Annotated in this window: 17 protein-coding genes and 2 pseudogenes; 9 read left to right on the top strand and 10 right to left on the bottom strand. The window is 44.8% G+C overall.

What is annotated here, in order from left to right; translation table 11 throughout:
- The first annotated feature begins 50 nt into the window (after window positions 1–50).
- The 8 genes from KJS47_RS11305 (at window position 51) to KJS47_RS11275 (ending at window position 5,596) form a co-directional block, all read left to right on the top strand.
- Window positions 51–446, top strand: a complete 396-nt coding sequence (locus KJS47_RS11305) for an HIT family protein (RefSeq protein WP_213525166.1) — start codon at window positions 51–53, stop codon at window positions 444–446.
- A 252-nt stretch (window positions 447–698) separates the two neighbouring features.
- On the top strand, window positions 699–2,027 hold the full coding sequence (hisS, locus tag KJS47_RS11300) for a histidine--tRNA ligase (RefSeq protein ID WP_213525165.1): 1,329 nt from the start codon (window positions 699–701) through the stop codon (window positions 2,025–2,027).
- A gap of 153 nt (window positions 2,028–2,180) precedes the next feature.
- Window positions 2,181–2,366, top strand: a complete 186-nt coding sequence (locus KJS47_RS24330) for a histidine phosphatase family protein (RefSeq protein ID WP_306433027.1) — start codon at window positions 2,181–2,183, stop codon at window positions 2,364–2,366.
- Between the two features lie 46 nt (window positions 2,367–2,412).
- The gene (locus KJS47_RS24325; protein WP_306433026.1) at window positions 2,413–2,760 is read left to right on the top strand and encodes a histidine phosphatase family protein; all 348 of its coding nucleotides are present in this window, start codon (window positions 2,413–2,415) and stop codon (window positions 2,758–2,760) included.
- Between the two features lie 92 nt (window positions 2,761–2,852).
- The gene (locus tag KJS47_RS11290; protein WP_213525164.1) at window positions 2,853–3,182 is read left to right on the top strand and encodes a MazG nucleotide pyrophosphohydrolase domain-containing protein; all 330 of its coding nucleotides are present in this window, start codon (window positions 2,853–2,855) and stop codon (window positions 3,180–3,182) included.
- Window positions 3,183–3,239: 57 nt separating this feature from the next.
- Window positions 3,240–3,770: a GNAT family N-acetyltransferase gene (locus KJS47_RS11285; RefSeq protein ID WP_213525163.1), complete on the top strand. Its 531-nt coding sequence runs from the start codon at window positions 3,240–3,242 to the stop codon at window positions 3,768–3,770.
- A gap of 259 nt (window positions 3,771–4,029) precedes the next feature.
- Window positions 4,030–4,605, top strand: coding sequence for a hypothetical protein (locus KJS47_RS11280; RefSeq protein ID WP_213525162.1), 576 nt, complete (start codon window positions 4,030–4,032; stop codon window positions 4,603–4,605).
- A 94-nt stretch (window positions 4,606–4,699) separates the two neighbouring features.
- Entirely contained in the window at window positions 4,700–5,596 is an 897-nt protein-coding gene (locus KJS47_RS11275) for an RCC1 domain-containing protein (RefSeq protein ID WP_213525161.1), read from the top strand.
- Between the two features lie 89 nt (window positions 5,597–5,685).
- Here the strand turns inward: KJS47_RS11275 and KJS47_RS11270 are convergent, their stop codons facing one another.
- Window positions 5,686–6,756 carry an isocitrate/isopropylmalate dehydrogenase family protein gene (locus tag KJS47_RS11270; RefSeq protein WP_213525160.1) on the bottom strand — a complete coding sequence of 357 codons (1,071 nt, stop codon included), beginning with the start codon at window positions 6,754–6,756 and terminating at the stop codon, window positions 5,686–5,688.
- 234 nt (window positions 6,757–6,990) lie between these two features.
- Between KJS47_RS11270 and KJS47_RS11265 the strand changes: the two genes are divergently transcribed.
- Window positions 6,991–7,479 carry an NUDIX domain-containing protein gene (locus tag KJS47_RS11265; RefSeq protein ID WP_213525159.1) on the top strand — a complete coding sequence of 163 codons (489 nt, stop codon included), beginning with the start codon at window positions 6,991–6,993 and terminating at the stop codon, window positions 7,477–7,479.
- Window positions 7,480–8,313: 834 nt separating this feature from the next.
- Here KJS47_RS11265 and KJS47_RS11260 read toward each other — a convergent pair.
- From KJS47_RS11260 to KJS47_RS11225, 9 genes and pseudogenes are all read right to left on the bottom strand, one after another.
- Window positions 8,314–8,535: a YolD-like family protein gene (locus KJS47_RS11260; RefSeq protein WP_249716393.1), complete on the bottom strand. Its 222-nt coding sequence runs from the start codon at window positions 8,533–8,535 to the stop codon at window positions 8,314–8,316.
- Between the two features lie 239 nt (window positions 8,536–8,774).
- Window positions 8,775–10,568 carry a beta-N-acetylhexosaminidase gene (gene nagZ, locus KJS47_RS11255; protein WP_213525157.1) on the bottom strand — a complete coding sequence of 598 codons (1,794 nt, stop codon included), beginning with the start codon at window positions 10,566–10,568 and terminating at the stop codon, window positions 8,775–8,777.
- A gap of 214 nt (window positions 10,569–10,782) precedes the next feature.
- Complete coding sequence (locus KJS47_RS11250) at window positions 10,783–11,781, bottom strand: DUF4309 domain-containing protein (protein WP_213525156.1); 999 nt, start codon at window positions 11,779–11,781, stop codon at window positions 10,783–10,785.
- Window positions 11,726–12,484: pseudogene (locus tag KJS47_RS11245) on the bottom strand (IS30 family transposase); the annotation flags it as partial. The pseudogene KJS47_RS11245 and the gene KJS47_RS11250, both read right to left, overlap by 56 nt.
- 200 nt (window positions 12,485–12,684) lie before the next feature.
- Complete coding sequence (locus KJS47_RS11240) at window positions 12,685–13,431, bottom strand: SDR family NAD(P)-dependent oxidoreductase (RefSeq protein ID WP_213525155.1); 747 nt, start codon at window positions 13,429–13,431, stop codon at window positions 12,685–12,687.
- A 101-nt stretch (window positions 13,432–13,532) separates the two neighbouring features.
- Window positions 13,533–14,357 (bottom strand): alpha/beta fold hydrolase, encoded by an 825-nt coding sequence (locus KJS47_RS11235; RefSeq protein ID WP_213525154.1) that lies wholly within the window; start codon window positions 14,355–14,357, stop codon window positions 13,533–13,535.
- 97 nt (window positions 14,358–14,454) lie between these two features.
- A pseudogene (locus KJS47_RS24400) lies at window positions 14,455–14,527 on the bottom strand (VOC family protein); the annotation flags it as partial.
- Window positions 14,528–14,561: 34 nt separating this feature from the next.
- Complete coding sequence (locus tag KJS47_RS11230; RefSeq protein WP_213525153.1) at window positions 14,562–14,894, bottom strand: putative quinol monooxygenase; 333 nt, start codon at window positions 14,892–14,894, stop codon at window positions 14,562–14,564.
- A gap of 139 nt (window positions 14,895–15,033) precedes the next feature.
- Window positions 15,034–15,741: a Crp/Fnr family transcriptional regulator gene (locus KJS47_RS11225; RefSeq protein WP_213525152.1), complete on the bottom strand. Its 708-nt coding sequence runs from the start codon at window positions 15,739–15,741 to the stop codon at window positions 15,034–15,036.
- Between the last annotated feature and the right edge of the window lie 475 nt (window positions 15,742–16,216).

Raw genomic sequence — 16,216 nt, 5'->3', positions numbered from 1 at the left:
TGTAGTTTTGTTTAAAGTTTATCTATGAGCATAGTAAAGGAGCTATGGAGATGGATACGAATTGCGTTTTTTGCAATCTGGAATTAGAGCCTTCTCAAACGGTCGTTTTCCAGAACGAATATTGTATGTTTCTACAGCTTGAAGAGTCACGGGTGAAGGGGAGTCCACTTGAAGGAGCCGGTGTGATCGTGCCTAAACAGCATAGAGAAACCGCATTTGACCTCACTGCTGAGGAGTGGGAGGCAACCCAATCCCTCCTCCTTGCTGCCAAAGCATATATGGATGAACTTTATCAACCGCAAGGCTACAACCTGGGCTGGAATTGCGGCGCAATAGGAGGACAGCACATACTTCACTCCCATTTCCATGTCATCCCGAGGTATGCAGATGAACCATTGGCTGGGAAAGGAATCCGATACATGTTTAAAAGCCTAGCGAACAGGTAGCTTAGCTTACAAAGGCATCCTTTACTTTTATAGTTACGGAACGTATAATCAACCGTAATTCTCCAAAAGGGGTTTTTCTCCATGCTAGTTCTTATGACCGCTTTGGCCCATCACCATCGATAAGCGTTTGTATCACGGAACCAATTCCGTAGGTGCAAACGCTATTGCGCGTTGGGCCTGCGGACTTTAAGAGTCATGTAGGTTTTTTACCTGCATGGCTCTTTTTATTTTCTAATTCGAGGAGGATGAGGTATGGATAAGAAAAGAATTTATCGCCCGCAGCCGCTCTCGGGGTTTCCCGAATGGCTCCCGGAACAACGTGCGATCGAGCTCGCCTGGTTGGACACGATTCGGAAAGGGTTCGAATCCTTTGGCTTCTGTTCCGTGGAAACCCCTTCGGTCGAGGAACTGAACGTTCTGACTGCAAAAGGAGAGATCGATAAGGAGATATATGTCATGCAGCGTTTGCATGCCGAGCACGGGGATGGGGCGCGTTTCGGGATGCATTATGACCTGACGGTCCCGTTTGCCCGGTATGTCGCCCAGCATTACGGGGAGCTTGTCTTTCCGTTCAAGAGGTATCAGATCCAGAAGGTATGGCGAGGGGAACGGCCGCAGGTCGGGAGATACAGGGAGTTTTATCAATGCGATATCGACGTCATCAACGAAGGGTCCCTCACCTTACGGTACGATGCCGAGGTCGTACGGGTTATGCTTGGGATCTTCTCCGAGCTCGGGATTCGAATTCAATTCCGTCTGAATAACCGGAAAATCCTGCAGGGCTATTACGCAGGGTTAGGGATTGTGGATGCGACTCCGATCATCCGCATTGTAGACAAGTTAGATAAACTAGGTTCGGGAGGGGTACTTGCCGCTCTTCAGAACGAATGCGGCCTTTCCGAGGAATTAGCCGCGAGCTGCTTGAAATTAGCCAGCATCAAAGCGGCGGACCGCTCGTTCGTGGACATGGTGAATGGATTAGGGGTGCAAAGCGATCTGCTGCAGGAAGGATTAGCGGAGCTGGCCGTCGTCATGGATGCCTTAAGCGATGCCCAGCAGAGCGACGTTGTGGCAGACCTGTCCATTGCCAGGGGCTTTGATTATTATACCGGAACGGTTTTTGAATCCGCCTTGCTGGACTACCCGGAGCTCGGCAGCATCTGCTCTGGCGGCCGCTACGACAATCTCGCGGGCTCCTTCATCGATAAGAACCTAAAGGGCGTCGGCATCTCGATCGGGTTAACGAGAATTTTGGGGAAGCTGTTCGCGGAGGGCAAGCTGACCGGGACCAGACAGTCGCCAACGGATGTTCTGGTCAGTCTGCCTTCCGAGGATCGGTATGCGGAAGCGGTTCAGGTAGCGAATTCTCTCCGCACCAGAGGGATGAATACGGAGGTTTATCCGGAAGCCGCAAAGCTGGCCAAGCAGATTCGCTATGCCAGCCGGAAAGGAGTCCCCTATATCTGGTTCCTCCCCTATGAAGCCAATCAGCCCCATGAGGTCAAATATCTGGAGACAGGCGAACAGCTGGCCGCCGATCCAGAGACATGGAGTTGTAAGAGCAAAGGCAACGGGGGCTAAACGAACAAGCATGAGGCGAAGCGATGGATTCGATCCGTCGCTTTTTCCGTATTGCTGAACAACAGTGCGATTTCGATGGGAAACTGAATCTCCCCCTAGGAATTTCCATATCCGTAAGGTAACGTTAGGTAAAAGGGATTTGGGGGGGCGGCAATGGCAACCACAGTAGGACTCATCCGACACGGAGTAACCGGATGGAATCATCTTGGCAAGGCTCAAGGCATATCCGATATCCCTCTAAATGAAGAAGGAACTAAGCAGGCTCTTGCATTGGCCGGTCGGCTTTCCGGAGAAGAGTGGGACATTCTTTTCTCCAGTAATCTGACGAGAGCTAAATAAGCAAACGGCTGAGATCATTCGGAATTCTCTGGGGTTAGACGCGATATTGACGGATGAACGTATTAGAGAAATTGATTGTGGAATCATTGAGGGCACGACCGAGGAAGAACGCGTCGCTCGCTGGGGGGCTGATTGGCGAGAGCAAGATCTTGGGATGGAAGAGTTCCGTATGGTCGCCAGGCGTGGACTAACTTTTCTCGAAGAACAGATTGCAGCACATGCCGATAAGAGGATTCTGGTTGTAAGTCACGGGGCTTTCATTGGCTTGTCCTTACAGCATCTTTTCCCGGAACAGTTCAAGAAAACACATATCGATAATACCTCTTTAACCATTCTTACGAACAGGAACAATGGTTGGTCATGTGCTTTGTACAATTGTACGAAGCATCTTTAGCCAGTGTGGATTAAGTCGACGTGTAAGGAAGAAAACAAGGATTAGCAGCGGGTTTGAGTACATACTGACAATTTGACGCAGGAGATGACTACATGGATACGGATGCAATCGATAACCAAACCATTCAAAAACTTTGCCTGGAAGCGTATGAAATAGCAAAACAAAATGGATGGCATGAGGAAAAAAGAGAATTTGGAACCTTAATTGCTCTTATGCATTCCGAGCTATCGGAAGCGCTTGAGGCCTATAGAAAAGATCCCGAAGATGTTATGTGGTCCAACATTACGGAGGAGTTAGCGGATGTTTGTATAAGAATTTTTAATGCATGCGGCGAATACAATCTGGATCTCGCTGCTGCTATTGAAAACAAGATGAGAAAGAATAAAGAAAGAGGCTATAAACACGGCGGAAGGCGGATTTAGCTGGGTTTGCAGGACCATACCCGGCCTCACGATACTTTTCCAGTGGAGGGCAAATGCATGATTTCCATAACTGAAATGAAGTTAGAAGACTCTTATCGGATTCGGGATATTGACCGTTCCGAAACCATTGAGATGATATATGAATGCCTGGACGGGAAGCTTCTGGAGAGGAGCCTCCCCCATGAATGCCCGAATTGGGATGAAGCACATTACCGGGAAATCATAGAGAGATACGAATATGAACTAAGGAACGGCGGTACTGCTTTTGGGGCATATGATGGGGAAACCTTGGTCGGCTTCGGCGTGCTGGCTCACAAATTCAGGGGCAATGATAACAATCAGCTTCAGTTAGACCTTATGTATGTATCAAGAAAGTATCGCAGACAAGGAATTGGAAGCCGAATCTTCCATGAATTAAGCCAAGTCGCGGTGGAAAAAGGGGCTTCCCAACTCTATATATCGTCCACCGAAACCGAGTCTGCGGTAAAATTTTATTCCAGCCTTGGTTCTTCTGTTACGTCCGAAGTGGACGAAGAGCTGTTTCGTAAAGAACCGCATGACATACATATGACAAAGAGCTTGTTATAACCTTCATTTGTCCCCTGCTTTTCTAGCTGACGAGTGGAAAATCGGTTACACAAATGAAAAGTGGCAAGAGGTCTTTCCCTTAAAGTTTAACTAACGGAAACCGAACATACCAGGAAAGGCAGCCGAGCAAGCGAACGGCTGCCTTTTTTCGACGAATGGGCAGGATGTTTGAACGAGAGGGAACGATTGTGGAACCTTTCTTCCTCCGCACACGTCTAATCATTACAAACAATCGAGGGCTTCCCTTAGGAGTGTCTAAATGAACAGGATCACGAGAATGAAGGTTCTTGTACTGGTGTTAGCGCTAATGTTCGCAGCCTGCAGTAACGAGAATGGGAAGGCGCCCCAACCGACGTTGGATCCGATTGTTAAGAAGAGGATGGACGAGCCGAAGCTTGTGCACAAAGATGATCAATTTGAGATGAAGCTGAACATACAAAAGACAAAGTTCAAAGTAGGCGAACCCATCCAGTACTCCACTTCTCTTACCTACGTAGGAGACAACGACTTCATAACCTTATGGGGGCCTCGGACTTACATTGTGTTTTCTTTGACAGACGGTAAGAAACTAACTATGGAAGGTGCGAATACGACCGAACTAGCGTCAACCAAGCTGATTCGAGGAGAGACCAAGGAATACCCGTTTTCCAAAAGCGGCAGCTACTCCCCTACTGATCCTGACGCCGATTTTTGGAAACAATTTTATACGGAAGCGGATCTTATCTTGCCGGCAGGAACGTACCTAATCGCTGCTCAATGCGATTTTTCCCTATCAGAAAAAGTAGTCGACAGCTATTATCCAGGAGAAGTTCACACGACGATTATCGTTGAATAAGAAAAGGAAACGTGCTGGCGGGTGGCAAAAGAGCAAAAGGAGCTAGAGCACGTATTGGTAGAATCGAACAGGTCCTGTTTCAAGGAGGTATGACATGGATTCCCTTCCACCGAAAGAAGCGGCGTTAAAGGGACAACGGTGGTTGAACGATCCCATTGCGGCGGGTCGTCGTCATACCGTTGGTCTAAAATCGGACGGCACAGTGGTCGCTGTGGGCGATAATCAACATGGCCAATGTGAGGTAAGCGACTGGCGAGATATTATAGCGGTCGCGGCTGGGAATGTTCATATGGCTACGAACACGGGGAATGCTCATACCGTCGGGCTTAAATCGGACGGGACGGTGGTGGCTGCCGGCTGGAATACACATGGCCAATGCGAGGTAAACGACTGGCACGATATTGTAGCGGTTGCGGCGGGTTGGCGTCGGACGATTGGACTGAAATCGGATGGCACGGTGGTGGCTGTCGGTCGCAACAAGGACGGCGAATGCGAGGTAAGCGGCTGGCGTGAGATGGCGGAGGTCGCGGCGGGTGACTGGCATACCGTCGGGCTTCAATCGGACGGCACAGTGACGGCTGTGGGGAATAATCGGTATGGCCAATGCAACGTAAGCGGCTGGCACGACATAACGGCGGTAACGGCGGGTTACCTTCATACCGTCGGGCTTCAATCGGACGGCACGGTGGCGGCTGTGGGTCTGAATAAGCAGGAGCAATGCGAGGTAAGCGGCTGGCGCGGGATTGCGGCGATAGCGGCGGGTAGTTATCATACCGTCGGCCTGAAATCGGACGGGACGGTGGTGGCTGCCGGCTGGAATGAGCATGGCCAATGCGAGGTCAGCGGCTGGCGCGATATGGTGGCGGTGGCGGCGGGCTGCGCTCATACGCTCGGCCTCAAATCGGACGGTACGGTGGTGGCTGTGGGTGATAATGAATATGGCCAATGCGAGGTCAGCGGCTGGTTCGGCATCCAACTTCCTAGCAATTAGGTTTCAATATCAGCAGTTCATCTTTCCAAGCGGAAAATGGGCGGAATCAAAATAGGAGAAGGGCGAATGATAAGTCCTTCTCCTTTTTCTCAATCTTTTATTTTTTGAATCAAGGCTTGGGTGAACTCCGTTGTCGTTGCCCTGCCGCCCAAATCAGGAGTACATAGTCGTTCTTCAAGGAGCTGTTGGATCGAAGACTCTACAAGTTTGCCGACTTCCCCTACCCTCTTATCCCCAAACCGGGTGCTGAGCCAATCCAACAGCATGACCGCAGACAGCATCTCGCCAATTGGATTGGCTTTGTTTTGTCCGGCGATGTCAGGAGCGGATCCATGTGCTGCTTGAGCCATTGCCTTGTCCTCGCTTGCATTCAAGGATGGCGATAGCCCGAGGCTGCCCACGAGCTCCCCTGCCAAATCGGATAAAATATCTCCGAACATGTTGGTGGTCAGGATCACATCGAAGTCCGCAGCTCTTCGTACGAGGTGAGCCGCCATGGCATCGATATGGTAATCGTCTACGGCAACTTCCGGATAGTGTTTGGAAATGTCATAGCAGGTGTTCAGGAACAGTCCGTAGCCTAATTTAATGACGTTCGCTTTATGGACGATGGAAACCCGCTTGCGCCGGGTCATCGCCATCTGAAATGCCGCATGGGCGATTCTTTCCGCCGCTTTTTTGGTAAAGACGCCAACGGAAATAGCGGTATCCGGCGAAGGCATAAACTCCCCGGCTCCCAGGAACATGTTCCGATCGGCATAAAAGCCCTCCGTATTTTCTCTAAAAATGACGAGGTCCGCCTGGTTGACTACACTTCGAATGCCCCGCATCGTTTTGGAAGGCCTGATGTTGGCATACAGGTCAAAATGGTGGCGCAATTCCCCGCTCGGATTCCGTTTTTCCTTATGTTCTACAGGATACGAAGCGGAATCATGAGGGCCCATAATCCAGCCGTCACACGATGCTAACATTTGTTTGGTTTCTTCCGGGATCGGGTCCCCATACTCTTGAATGGCCGTTAACCCCATCGGCAGTTCGACCCAATCGAACACAACCCCGCCGATCCTACTTGCAGCCGCTGTCATCACGTCTACTGTGGCTTGAACGATTTCTGGCCCAATCCCATCCCCATACAAGACACCTATCCGATAATTGGCCATCTTCATCCTCCTACGTCGTTCTATCAGATGAAACATAGTTTTGTTAAATGAATTATGCCCTATTATAGCATACCTTTCCAGTGGGAAGGGCTAACGGGAAACGAGAACAGGAAAGACAGCCGGGTTAGAAGGGTGTAAGGGTGTATGCTATTTTTCAATGAACAAGTGATTAGCTTGGCAGGAAAGAATCCAAACATTGCGAATTAGGTAAACGTGAGGGGGATGATTCCTTTAATGATCAAGGTCCGAACGATGACAGGTGCTTTTCTATTTCATCATGAAGATGTTCTGATGTTAAAACGTTCAATAAACAAACGGATGGCTCCGGGACTGTGGGCGTGCGTAGGCGGCCACGTTGAAGAAAACGAGTATCATAATCCGGAAATCTCCTGTTTTCGAGAAATATTGGAGGAGACGGGGATTTCTTCAGGGCAAGTCGAAAACCTAAAATTACGTTATATCCTGATTCGGCAAAAAAAAATCGAAATTAATCATCATTATATCTTCTTTGGGGAGTCTAGCACTAGAAACGTTGTGGATTGTGACGAAGGGGAACTGCATTGGATACAGTTCTCGGAAATCATGGATTTAGAAATGCCCCTCATTTTCAGGCTAATGTTTGAGCATTATCATGTTAATCGTAATTCAGAGCATATTTGGACGGGGACCCTATCTTCCTCTGGGCACAAAGAGGAAATGGTGTGGGGACGATTAATCAACTAAGGAGAACGTGTATCACGATGAGGGGACACGACGCATATTTGAGATTGGTTATTTCTCGACGAGTGTGTAAATGAGCGATTATAGCAACATGGAATTTAGATTGCGATGGTTCGATTTGTTGGCTGCGCTGATCAAAGGGTATCAAAGTGAACTTCCCTTAACACAACCCGGATTGTACGCCATCTTCTCTATCATTCTCTCGATCCAACTTATTTTTTCAGCGTAGACCGATAGAGACTTTGCCATACTCAATGTTGACTCACTTGTTTGGTTAGGGAGACATAAAACGAAACTACTTCAAATCATCGGTGCTTGGTAGAGGTCTGGTATAGCGTTCGACCTATTTGCTCGTACACTTCCTTTTCTTCAAGCAATTGATTTGGACTTAATACGAATGAGGATACTCCTTTCAGGGTGAAATGCTTCAAGGGAAGTGAATCCGCTTTCCACACCCATTCAGGTAGTTCATTCGGAATGATATTCCCTTCACTTGATCGAGTTAAATAAAGAAATTGAATTTCCACATTACCCTTCGGAAATCCGTCTGCCTATCACTTACAGGCATCCTTTCGAACTCTGCTTCTACAAGTACCCGTTCCAGACTTTCTCGATACTGTACTCATGGTCTGTCAACGTGCTTAAAGCGTCATAGAGGTCTTTACGTGTCCGGCCTGTCTTTATCATTAGTTCATCGATCGACGGATATCTTCCCCTGTTTGCCATATAGTTATAGAGGATGCGTAGTACCTTTCGTTCGATGTCAGCGAGCATTGACCCCCACTCCAGTTATATCGCTAAATTTAACCCATTCATAATCCTCGTCCCTGATTATTTTTATCTGGCGGAGCTGCTGATCAACACGATCGACACGGCCAGTAAGCGTACGGCCTTCCAACTCCCCCGAAAATCGTAAGGGTAATATTCGTCCCAATCAATCAACGAAGCTTGAATCGCAGAGCTAATTAATGTTACTTGGTGCTCATCAAGAATAGGTCTCTCCTTATTAAGGAAATCTTCCCGGTGCCTTCGGATCTCGGACACATGTTCTGGCAGCATTTTGCGTGAGGATTCCCACCTCAGATTGCTACCCGGAGTTAGCTTGTTTGGTTTCATATGCTTTTCACCTCAAAAGAGGAACGTTTGTTCCTGTTATATGCAGGAATTAGACATTTAATCAACATTCTCATACCTCGACTGTTCCTTACTTAAAAAAAGAAAAGACTTTCTATAGAAAGTCTTTAGATGATATCTCATACGGAATAAGTAATCTTTTAACTCACAAATCTATTTAATAATTACTTTAAATAATTATTCAGAAGACTATTTATGGAGGTATTTATTTCATTTATGTTAGGACTCCCCACTTTCGTATCATTAATGCTATAGTTCCTTTTTAGTTGAATAATTCTTTCTATACTTTCATTTAATCTTTGTTCGGAGATTTCCCCATCTTGAACAGCAGTTTTTAAAGAGGAGATAATCTTTACAACATTATTATAGTCATGCCCTACTAAAATAATATCGCTTCCTGCCTTTACTGATTCTACCGATGCTTTACCAATATCAAAATGTTCTGTTATGGCTCCCATTGTCATATCGTCCGTTATGATTACTCCTGTAAACCCAAGGTGCTTTCTAAGAAGATCCGTCATAATAGCTTTTGACATGGTCCCTGGATTCGTTTTATCTAATTGAGGCAATAAGATATGAGCAACCATCACAACATCTGCACCTTGATTAATCGCACGTTCAAACGGTATTAACTCTAGTTCTTTAAGTTCCTTAAGGCTTTTATTTACAATTGGAAGGTCTAGATGGGAATCAACCGATGTATCTCCGTGACCAGGAAAATGCTTAATTGTCGTGATAACGTTCTGAGACTGCATCCCTTTCATCGTTTGAATCCCAAGTTTACTTACTATTTCCGCATTGTTCCCAAATGATCGATCCCCGATTACTGGATTATTCGGATTGCTGTTAATATCGAGAACAGGTGCAAAATCGAGATTTAAACCAAATTCTTTTATTTCTTGCCCTAAAAGTGTTCCGACTTTAAAAGAAAAATCAGGATTGTTTACTTGTCCAATCTGTTTATTTGGAGGAAAGTTAACAAGTCCGCCCGGCAATCTTGTCACACGTCCACCCTCTTGGTCAACACCTAGTAAAAGGGGTAGACTTGAACTATTTCCAGATTTCAGTTGATTCACAAATTGAATTGCTTGTGCAGGGGTTTCAAAATTATTTTTGTAAAAAATAATTCCTCCGACATGGATTTGGCTTATTAATTGTTTTGCGTTTGCATCCATTGTAGTCCCGGAAACTCCTGCAAGGATCATCTGGCCAATTTTATCTTCTAAGCTCATTTTAGAAACTGCCTCTGAAACGGTTTGATTTCCTTGTTGTTTTGGCTTTTCAGCTTGTGCTTGTTGATTTGGTTCCTTTTCAATCTGTGTAAAGAGTGAGATATGGTCAACTTTAGGATTTGGCTCCTGCTCTGTTTTTACTGGTAAAATCCATAATAAATCAGTAGTAGCAGTTGCATGATAGACAAGTATCATTTGGTCATACGTTGAATCTTTATAGTAACGAATGGCATCGGGTTGTCCACCAGTTTTCTCAATTTCATTTAATGAGATATTCTGTAGTTTTGTATCATAAGATCGTATATCATTTACAGTCTGGTCGACATATCCGATAGTAGCATGATGATTTTCGTATTCCTCATACCTACCTTTAGCAGTTTCCGAAATATGATCAGACTTTCCCCACTCTTTAGTTACTTCCTGCCATTCTGTTTTACCAGAAACAAAGGAAATGTTCGGGACTTTGCCTACCTTAGATAGGGAAAACGTTTCCTCTGTCAATTTCTCAAGATTTAAATTCTGATCATTCTTCGAATTCAATGTATTTTTACCGGAAGGTTGAGTTTCGGAAGGCTGTGTAATAGTTGGACTTTCTTTACTTTGCGTCGTCTGTTCACTACTATTGTCTTTGGTTGCATAATAATATACGCCAAGAATTAGGGCTAAAATTAAAAGTGGAATCGTAAAAATAAGCTGTTTATTTCGAGATTTCCTTTGTCTTTTCATACTCCATTTCCCCCTTTCTAACTGTTCGCTTTTAGCTAATATGACGTTTTTTTACGTTTTTCGAGTTTATCATCCGCTTGTTATTTCTTGTTATTAATCCATTCAAGAATACAAGAGGATGAAATCATGTTCCTTTCATCCTCTATTTAAGTTGTTAATAATAATATTTGCGCTTTTCTTGTTAGGAGTTATTACTTTTTTGTTTCATATTTTATTACCATTGTCTTCCTGGATCGTTTGACATATTATTAAAGGTCCCCCTTGGGTAAAGCACAGAGTAGTGGTCCATTACCGGGTCCGAATTGCTGTTTGAAGGCTTAGGAAATACTAACAAAATTTTGAATTCTGAATTTGCAACATACCCTAGAATTTCCTCGCCGTTACTTTCCACATCGTATGCCGGAGTTCCAAATACTTTCTTTACCATAGAAAGTGATATTTCATTTAATTTCTTATCAAAGGATCTCGCCTCAAAAATCTGTGACCCTTTGTTGAATCCAAATACCACATTGTATTTCGAAAATACAGCATAATTTCCTTTAGCATTAGGTACCCAATCAACCTTTTCCGGCTTTCCTAGCTTTTTCTCTATGTCTTCTATAACAGTAGTTTTAACCGGAAACTCTGAGTTGATGATTTTACCCTGCTTTGCCAACTTCATGATCCTTGAAAGAAGCTCTCTTTGAGCATCCCCATTAGATGATGAAGCATCGGTATTGTTATTCGATGCTGAAGCTTTACTTGTTATGACTTGTGTTGTATTGCTTTGTGATGCCTGGCTTGTATTGCCTTGCGTTGTATTGCTTTGTGTTGCTTCGTCTTGAGATGATTTTTCCACTGACAGAGTTGACCTATTTGTATCGTTATTTTCATTTGGGATAACTTGTGCACTGCCTGGTTTAATGGTGCTTGCGCAGCCTACCATAATTGTAAGAGATACAGCTAAAACTGCACATATTGCCGAACTTTTTTTAAATCGCGTAATCATAATAATTCTCCTTTTATTGTATTTATTTGCATATCCTAATGTCCCAGTAGTACTTCTTCTCTCTGAGAATAATCTAAGCATATTGATCATAGTCTGACCGTATTTTTTGACTTCTTCTTCTTTCTTCAAAGTGTTGATGACAGACGCATCACAGGCAACTTCACAGTCAAGATGAATAGGGATCTGCAAAATAAACCTTGATGTCGTGGATGTTTTCCAGCGCATTATAACAAGCAAACTCCTTGCCTCGATCTGTCGTAGCCGTTTTAAAGGCACCTTGCGGGTATTGGCTGGCTGCTACACCAAAAGCGACTTCCATGGAGTGTGCTGTGCGATCCGGCATTTTGATAGCGAGATAGAGCCTTGTTTTACGCTCGATAAGCGTAGCTGCACAAGCCTTGCTCTGTCCACGGCTGGACACAACGGTATCCAGCTCTCAGTGACCGAAAGTCGTCCGTTTGCGTACTTCTTTGGGACGCTGATGAATGGCTGTGCCAACAAGGAAACGCCCTCGTGTTTCCATAGGCTTGCGTCGCTTCCCTTTGTGGCGTAGCACTTCCGTCTCGGATACCGTTAGCTTGCCGTCATAGAGCCACCGATAGATCGTCTTGAAGCAAACGAACGACAGGCTTGCACATCGTCTCTTTTCTGCGATCTGTTCGGGCGACCAAGTCTGCTCCAGGCGCTCCTGCAGATCCTTAGCCAGCTCTGGCGTGAACTTACCTGTTGGAACGCAGGACACTCGTCTTTGTCGGTACGATCCTTGTGCAGCCTCGGCTCATAGCACGCCTTTACTCGGCCTCGCTTGAGTTCTCGGGCAATGGATTGACGACCAAGATGCTGGCCAATGGCTCTCGTCGACCACCCAAGCCGATGTAACGTCTCTTAGTTGTCCTCATTCGATTATGCTAAGATGGGAGTAGCTCATGTTTGGGTTCTCCTGTAGAAGAAACACATCCTGCAAATTGATTACCTTCGTTTGATTGAATACATCAGGCAAAGCAATGCAATCAAATCCGTCGCAGTATGAAACTCAGGCAGAGAGCTTATATAGACTCCTCTGCCTGAGTTGATACATGGGCTTATTAGGAATTGCTTAAATGACAACTCATCCCTTCTGATTCAAGGTCAGACTTGAGCCATACCGCCATCTACGAACAATTCGACGCCGTTCACATAGCTGCTTTCCTCCGAGGCCAGAAACATCACTGCGCTGGCAATCTCCTCCGTCTTGCCCAAGCGACTTAACGGAACGACATTCTTCGTCGATTCAAGAACTTGATTTAGCGCTTCGCCAAACAGATCATTATAAGCTGGCGTGTGGACCGTGCCAGGGCTCACTACATTAAGTCGTATCCCTGTGCCTTTCAAATCCATTATCCAGCTCCTCGCCATCTGACGGAGAGCCGCCTTGGTACCTCCGTAGACACTAAACGCTGCTTCGCCGATCGTACCCGCCGTCGAGCCAGTTATGATGATGTTTCCTGTCATATTTGGAAACAGCGGCAAAGCCTTTTGGATGGTGAACAAGGTACCCTTTACGTTCACGTTGAAGGTTGTGTCGTATTGCTCTTCCGTAATCTGACCCAAGGGCAGAAAGCTGCCAAGTCCAGCGTTTGCGAATAGAATATCCAGATGTCCTTTCTCCTGCTTTACCGTATCAAACAGTTTATCCAAGTCCTTCAAATTAGAAATGTCACCTTGAACGCCGGTAACCCGGTCACCGATCAATTTAACTGCCGCGTCTAGCTCGCTTTGTCTACGGCCGGTAATGAATACGTAGGCCCCTTCCGAAACGAATCGTTGTGCCGTCGTAAGTCCGATTCCGCTTGTTCCTCCGGTGACAACTGCTACCTTACCTTCAAATTTTCCCATATCTACCTCCCATGAAATTAATGCATCCTACTTGACCTTAAAGGTTAAAGATTCAACGTCATCACACATTTTAGGGACTTTTTAGACAGCCCCTTCATTATTTATGAATTCACCATAGAACTTGCGAGTTCTTCAATTACTTTTGCTGTTTTTACTACATCTTCCACAACTAATAAGTGCGTGCAGTTTTCAAACGGAATCACTTCAGAATTCGGAATCTGTTCCTTCATGTATTCCGCTGTTTCTTTTGAGTAAAGTGTACTCTTTTCTCCATACACAATTTGTGTTGGTACAGTGATTTGTGGTAACACGTCACGATAATCGCCAACTGCCATCGCATGCCACATTGCCGCTAATACATGAGGGGTATTGCCGTTGACTACTAAATTGAGCTGCTCTTCCATCATTTCACCAGTCAAGTATGGGACGATCACTTTAAAGAAAGGCTTTGCGAATTCCATCAAGCTATCATTGATCACTGTCAAATCATTCAATGAGTCTTCCCGCGTATATTTACCGTGATAAAGACCTAAATTCCAATCCTCTTCATTGACTAATTTTGGTGTCATGTCGAACAACGAAACGGCCTTCAATCTGGATACACCGAAGTTTTTTACATACTCGAATGTCGTAGAAACCCCCATCGAGTGTCCAACTAATGTGACATTCATCAAGTTAAGATGCTCCATCAGTTCTTCCAAATCGGAAGCGAATCTCTTCAATGTCAAACCATGCTCCGGGCGATCAGAAGCGCCATGTCCTCTCAAATCAAAAGACACTACATTGAACTTTTTGCTCAATTCTTCAAATGGTTGATCGAATGCTGTATGATCCGATGACCAGCCATGGACGAGCACAATCGGTTGTCCTTCTCCTTTTTGCTGATAATACAATTTGACGCCGTCACTTGTTTCGAAAAATGCCATGATGCTTTCCTCCTTCTAGTAGGTCTCAACATAAAGTTGTTGTTAAATTGTTTATAAAAACACTTTATTGCATAACTTTTTCTACCATAAATAAAGTTTACTCCTGCATTATCTGAATAAGGTTGCCGCATGTATCGTCGAAGACAGCTATTTGTGACTTCGCCCATTTGTACAGCTGTAGATGCTATTTCTCATTTATAAAAATTAATATGCATTCGTTATATGACTTCCCCATTCACGGTTAGGTTGCAACCAGCTAACGCTTCTTTCCACAATTAAATCATCCAGTCTTACTTCGTAATCCTTGCGGTATGGTTTAGTAAATTCTTCCGCAAGCCAGCTATCTCTCGTGCCTTGCCATGTTTCATAAATGATCAAGTCATCCGGCTGATCCAGATCGTCCGAAACAATGGCGCTAATGAATGCCTTCTCAGATGACATCTCCTCAATAAGGGAATATAGCTCCTTGCGGAATTCTTCTTTTTTCCCTGGTTTAGCTTTGAATCGAATATTCAGTTGAACTTGTTGATTGGACATGTTGACTCCTCCTATAAGTTTCATATTTTGCAGTGATTCCGTTACGGCATTTATCATAACGCTAGATGAATAATTCGACAGTAATTTAGATTACGTCGAAAAGTATACAGTCGAAGGAAAATTCATACAGATCATGAAATCAAGCCAGTTCTTTCATCGCTTTTTCGATATGAATCATGACCATTCTACGGCTGGTCACGAGAATACCTTCATTGGATAGTTCTTGTAGGGTAAGCGATACCGCTTCTCTTGTGGCACCGATCATATTGGCCAATTCTTGATGAGTCAGGGGAAAATCGATTTTTTGGTATCCATTTTCTTCTATGCCGAACTTTTTAGATAGTCGGTTGAGAAAGTAAAGCACTTTACCACGTAGATCCCTAAAAACCAATTTTTCCACCAATTCATCCTGATCTCGCAGGCGTTTGCTTATTTCCGATAAAAATCGTAAAGACAATTCAGAATACTTGCCTAAAAGCGGTTCGAATTGTTCGGTCGGAATCGAAAAAACAATCGAGTCTTCTATCGTCTCCACATAAGTCCCTCTTGTGCCCAATGAAAACGTTTCAACTTCGCCAAACATGCCGCCTTCGCTTAGGATGCAGACCGTATGTTGTTTGCCGGCCGAATTGGTTTTGTATAAGCGAAGTTTACCGGCGATTACGAAAAACAAGCCATCCCTTTCATCACCGGGCGTCTGAAGAATAGAGTTTTTTGAAAGCTTATACGTATTTGATCTTGTGACCAATTGTTCGATTTCACGGATAATTTCTGCCGGAAGCGATTCAAATATCTTTATTTTGGGCAAAAATGATGTTATGTTTTCCATCGCCACATCATGTAACATTTTGCCCCTCCTTTCCATGTTGCGAACGATAACCGCTCCACTCTCCGCGATAATCGTTCCTCGTGTATCATAACCTATAGCGGAGTGTTACATTCATCATAAACCACCATAATTTCCTCTTCTGTAATCCAGATTACAAAGCTTTTCGCTTAGAATCCAAAGACGAATAAGAACCTATATCCCTACAAATTTACGAAAACTTGATGTTAGTTTGCTTGCATACACCGATACGATTTTAGATCCGAATGTATCTCGCTTATAAGGAAGAGATATAAAACATATGAATCATGGGCTTCTTTGTTTTTAGCAGTCGCACTTCATAGTACAATCCGTCAAAACAAAAAGAAGGCATAGGCTCCAATTACTCTACCTATGTCTTCCTTGACACATAAAACGAAACTACTTCAAGCCGTTGGTGGCGGGTAGAGGTCTGGAATTCCTGCGCCGCGAGATAAGAAGGTCAATTTAAAATTCT

It is taken from the genome of Paenibacillus sp. J31TS4 (genome assembly GCF_018403265.1).
Taxonomy (GTDB): domain Bacteria; phylum Bacillota; class Bacilli; order Paenibacillales; family NBRC-103111; genus J31TS4.
Note: the sequence above shows the minus strand (reverse complement) of the source record. Positions and strands in the feature narration are given on the sequence as shown.

Bases quoted from the DNA above. Each gene is read 5' to 3' on its own strand.
- KJS47_RS11305 (WP_213525166.1), top strand. From the start codon at position 51: ATGGATACGAATTGCGTTTTTTGCAATCTGGAATTAGAGCCTTCTCAA.
- hisS (WP_213525165.1), top strand. From the start codon at position 699: ATGGATAAGAAAAGAATTTATCGCCCGCAGCCGCTCTCGGGGTTTCCC.
- KJS47_RS24330 (WP_306433027.1), top strand. From the start codon at position 2,181: ATGGCAACCACAGTAGGACTCATCCGACACGGAGTAACCGGATGGAAT.
- KJS47_RS11290 (WP_213525164.1), top strand. From the start codon at position 2,853: ATGGATACGGATGCAATCGATAACCAAACCATTCAAAAACTTTGCCTG.
- KJS47_RS11285 (WP_213525163.1), top strand. From the start codon at position 3,240: ATGATTTCCATAACTGAAATGAAGTTAGAAGACTCTTATCGGATTCGG.
- KJS47_RS11280 (WP_213525162.1), top strand. From the start codon at position 4,030: ATGAACAGGATCACGAGAATGAAGGTTCTTGTACTGGTGTTAGCGCTA.
- KJS47_RS11275 (WP_213525161.1), top strand. From the start codon at position 4,700: ATGGATTCCCTTCCACCGAAAGAAGCGGCGTTAAAGGGACAACGGTGG.
- KJS47_RS11270 (WP_213525160.1), bottom strand. From the start codon at position 6,756: ATGGCCAATTATCGGATAGGTGTCTTGTATGGGGATGGGATTGGGCCA.
- KJS47_RS11265 (WP_213525159.1), top strand. From the start codon at position 6,991: ATGATCAAGGTCCGAACGATGACAGGTGCTTTTCTATTTCATCATGAA.
- KJS47_RS11260 (WP_249716393.1), bottom strand. From the start codon at position 8,535: ATGCTGCCAGAACATGTGTCCGAGATCCGAAGGCACCGGGAAGATTTC.
- nagZ (WP_213525157.1), bottom strand. From the start codon at position 10,568: ATGAAAAGACAAAGGAAATCTCGAAATAAACAGCTTATTTTTACGATT.
- KJS47_RS11250 (WP_213525156.1), bottom strand. From the start codon at position 11,781: ATGCGCTGGAAAACATCCACGACATCAAGGTTTATTTTGCAGATCCCT.
- KJS47_RS11240 (WP_213525155.1), bottom strand. From the start codon at position 13,431: ATGGGAAAATTTGAAGGTAAGGTAGCAGTTGTCACCGGAGGAACAAGC.
- KJS47_RS11235 (WP_213525154.1), bottom strand. From the start codon at position 14,357: ATGGCATTTTTCGAAACAAGTGACGGCGTCAAATTGTATTATCAGCAA.
- KJS47_RS11230 (WP_213525153.1), bottom strand. From the start codon at position 14,894: ATGTCCAATCAACAAGTTCAACTGAATATTCGATTCAAAGCTAAACCA.
- KJS47_RS11225 (WP_213525152.1), bottom strand. From the start codon at position 15,741: ATGTTACATGATGTGGCGATGGAAAACATAACATCATTTTTGCCCAAA.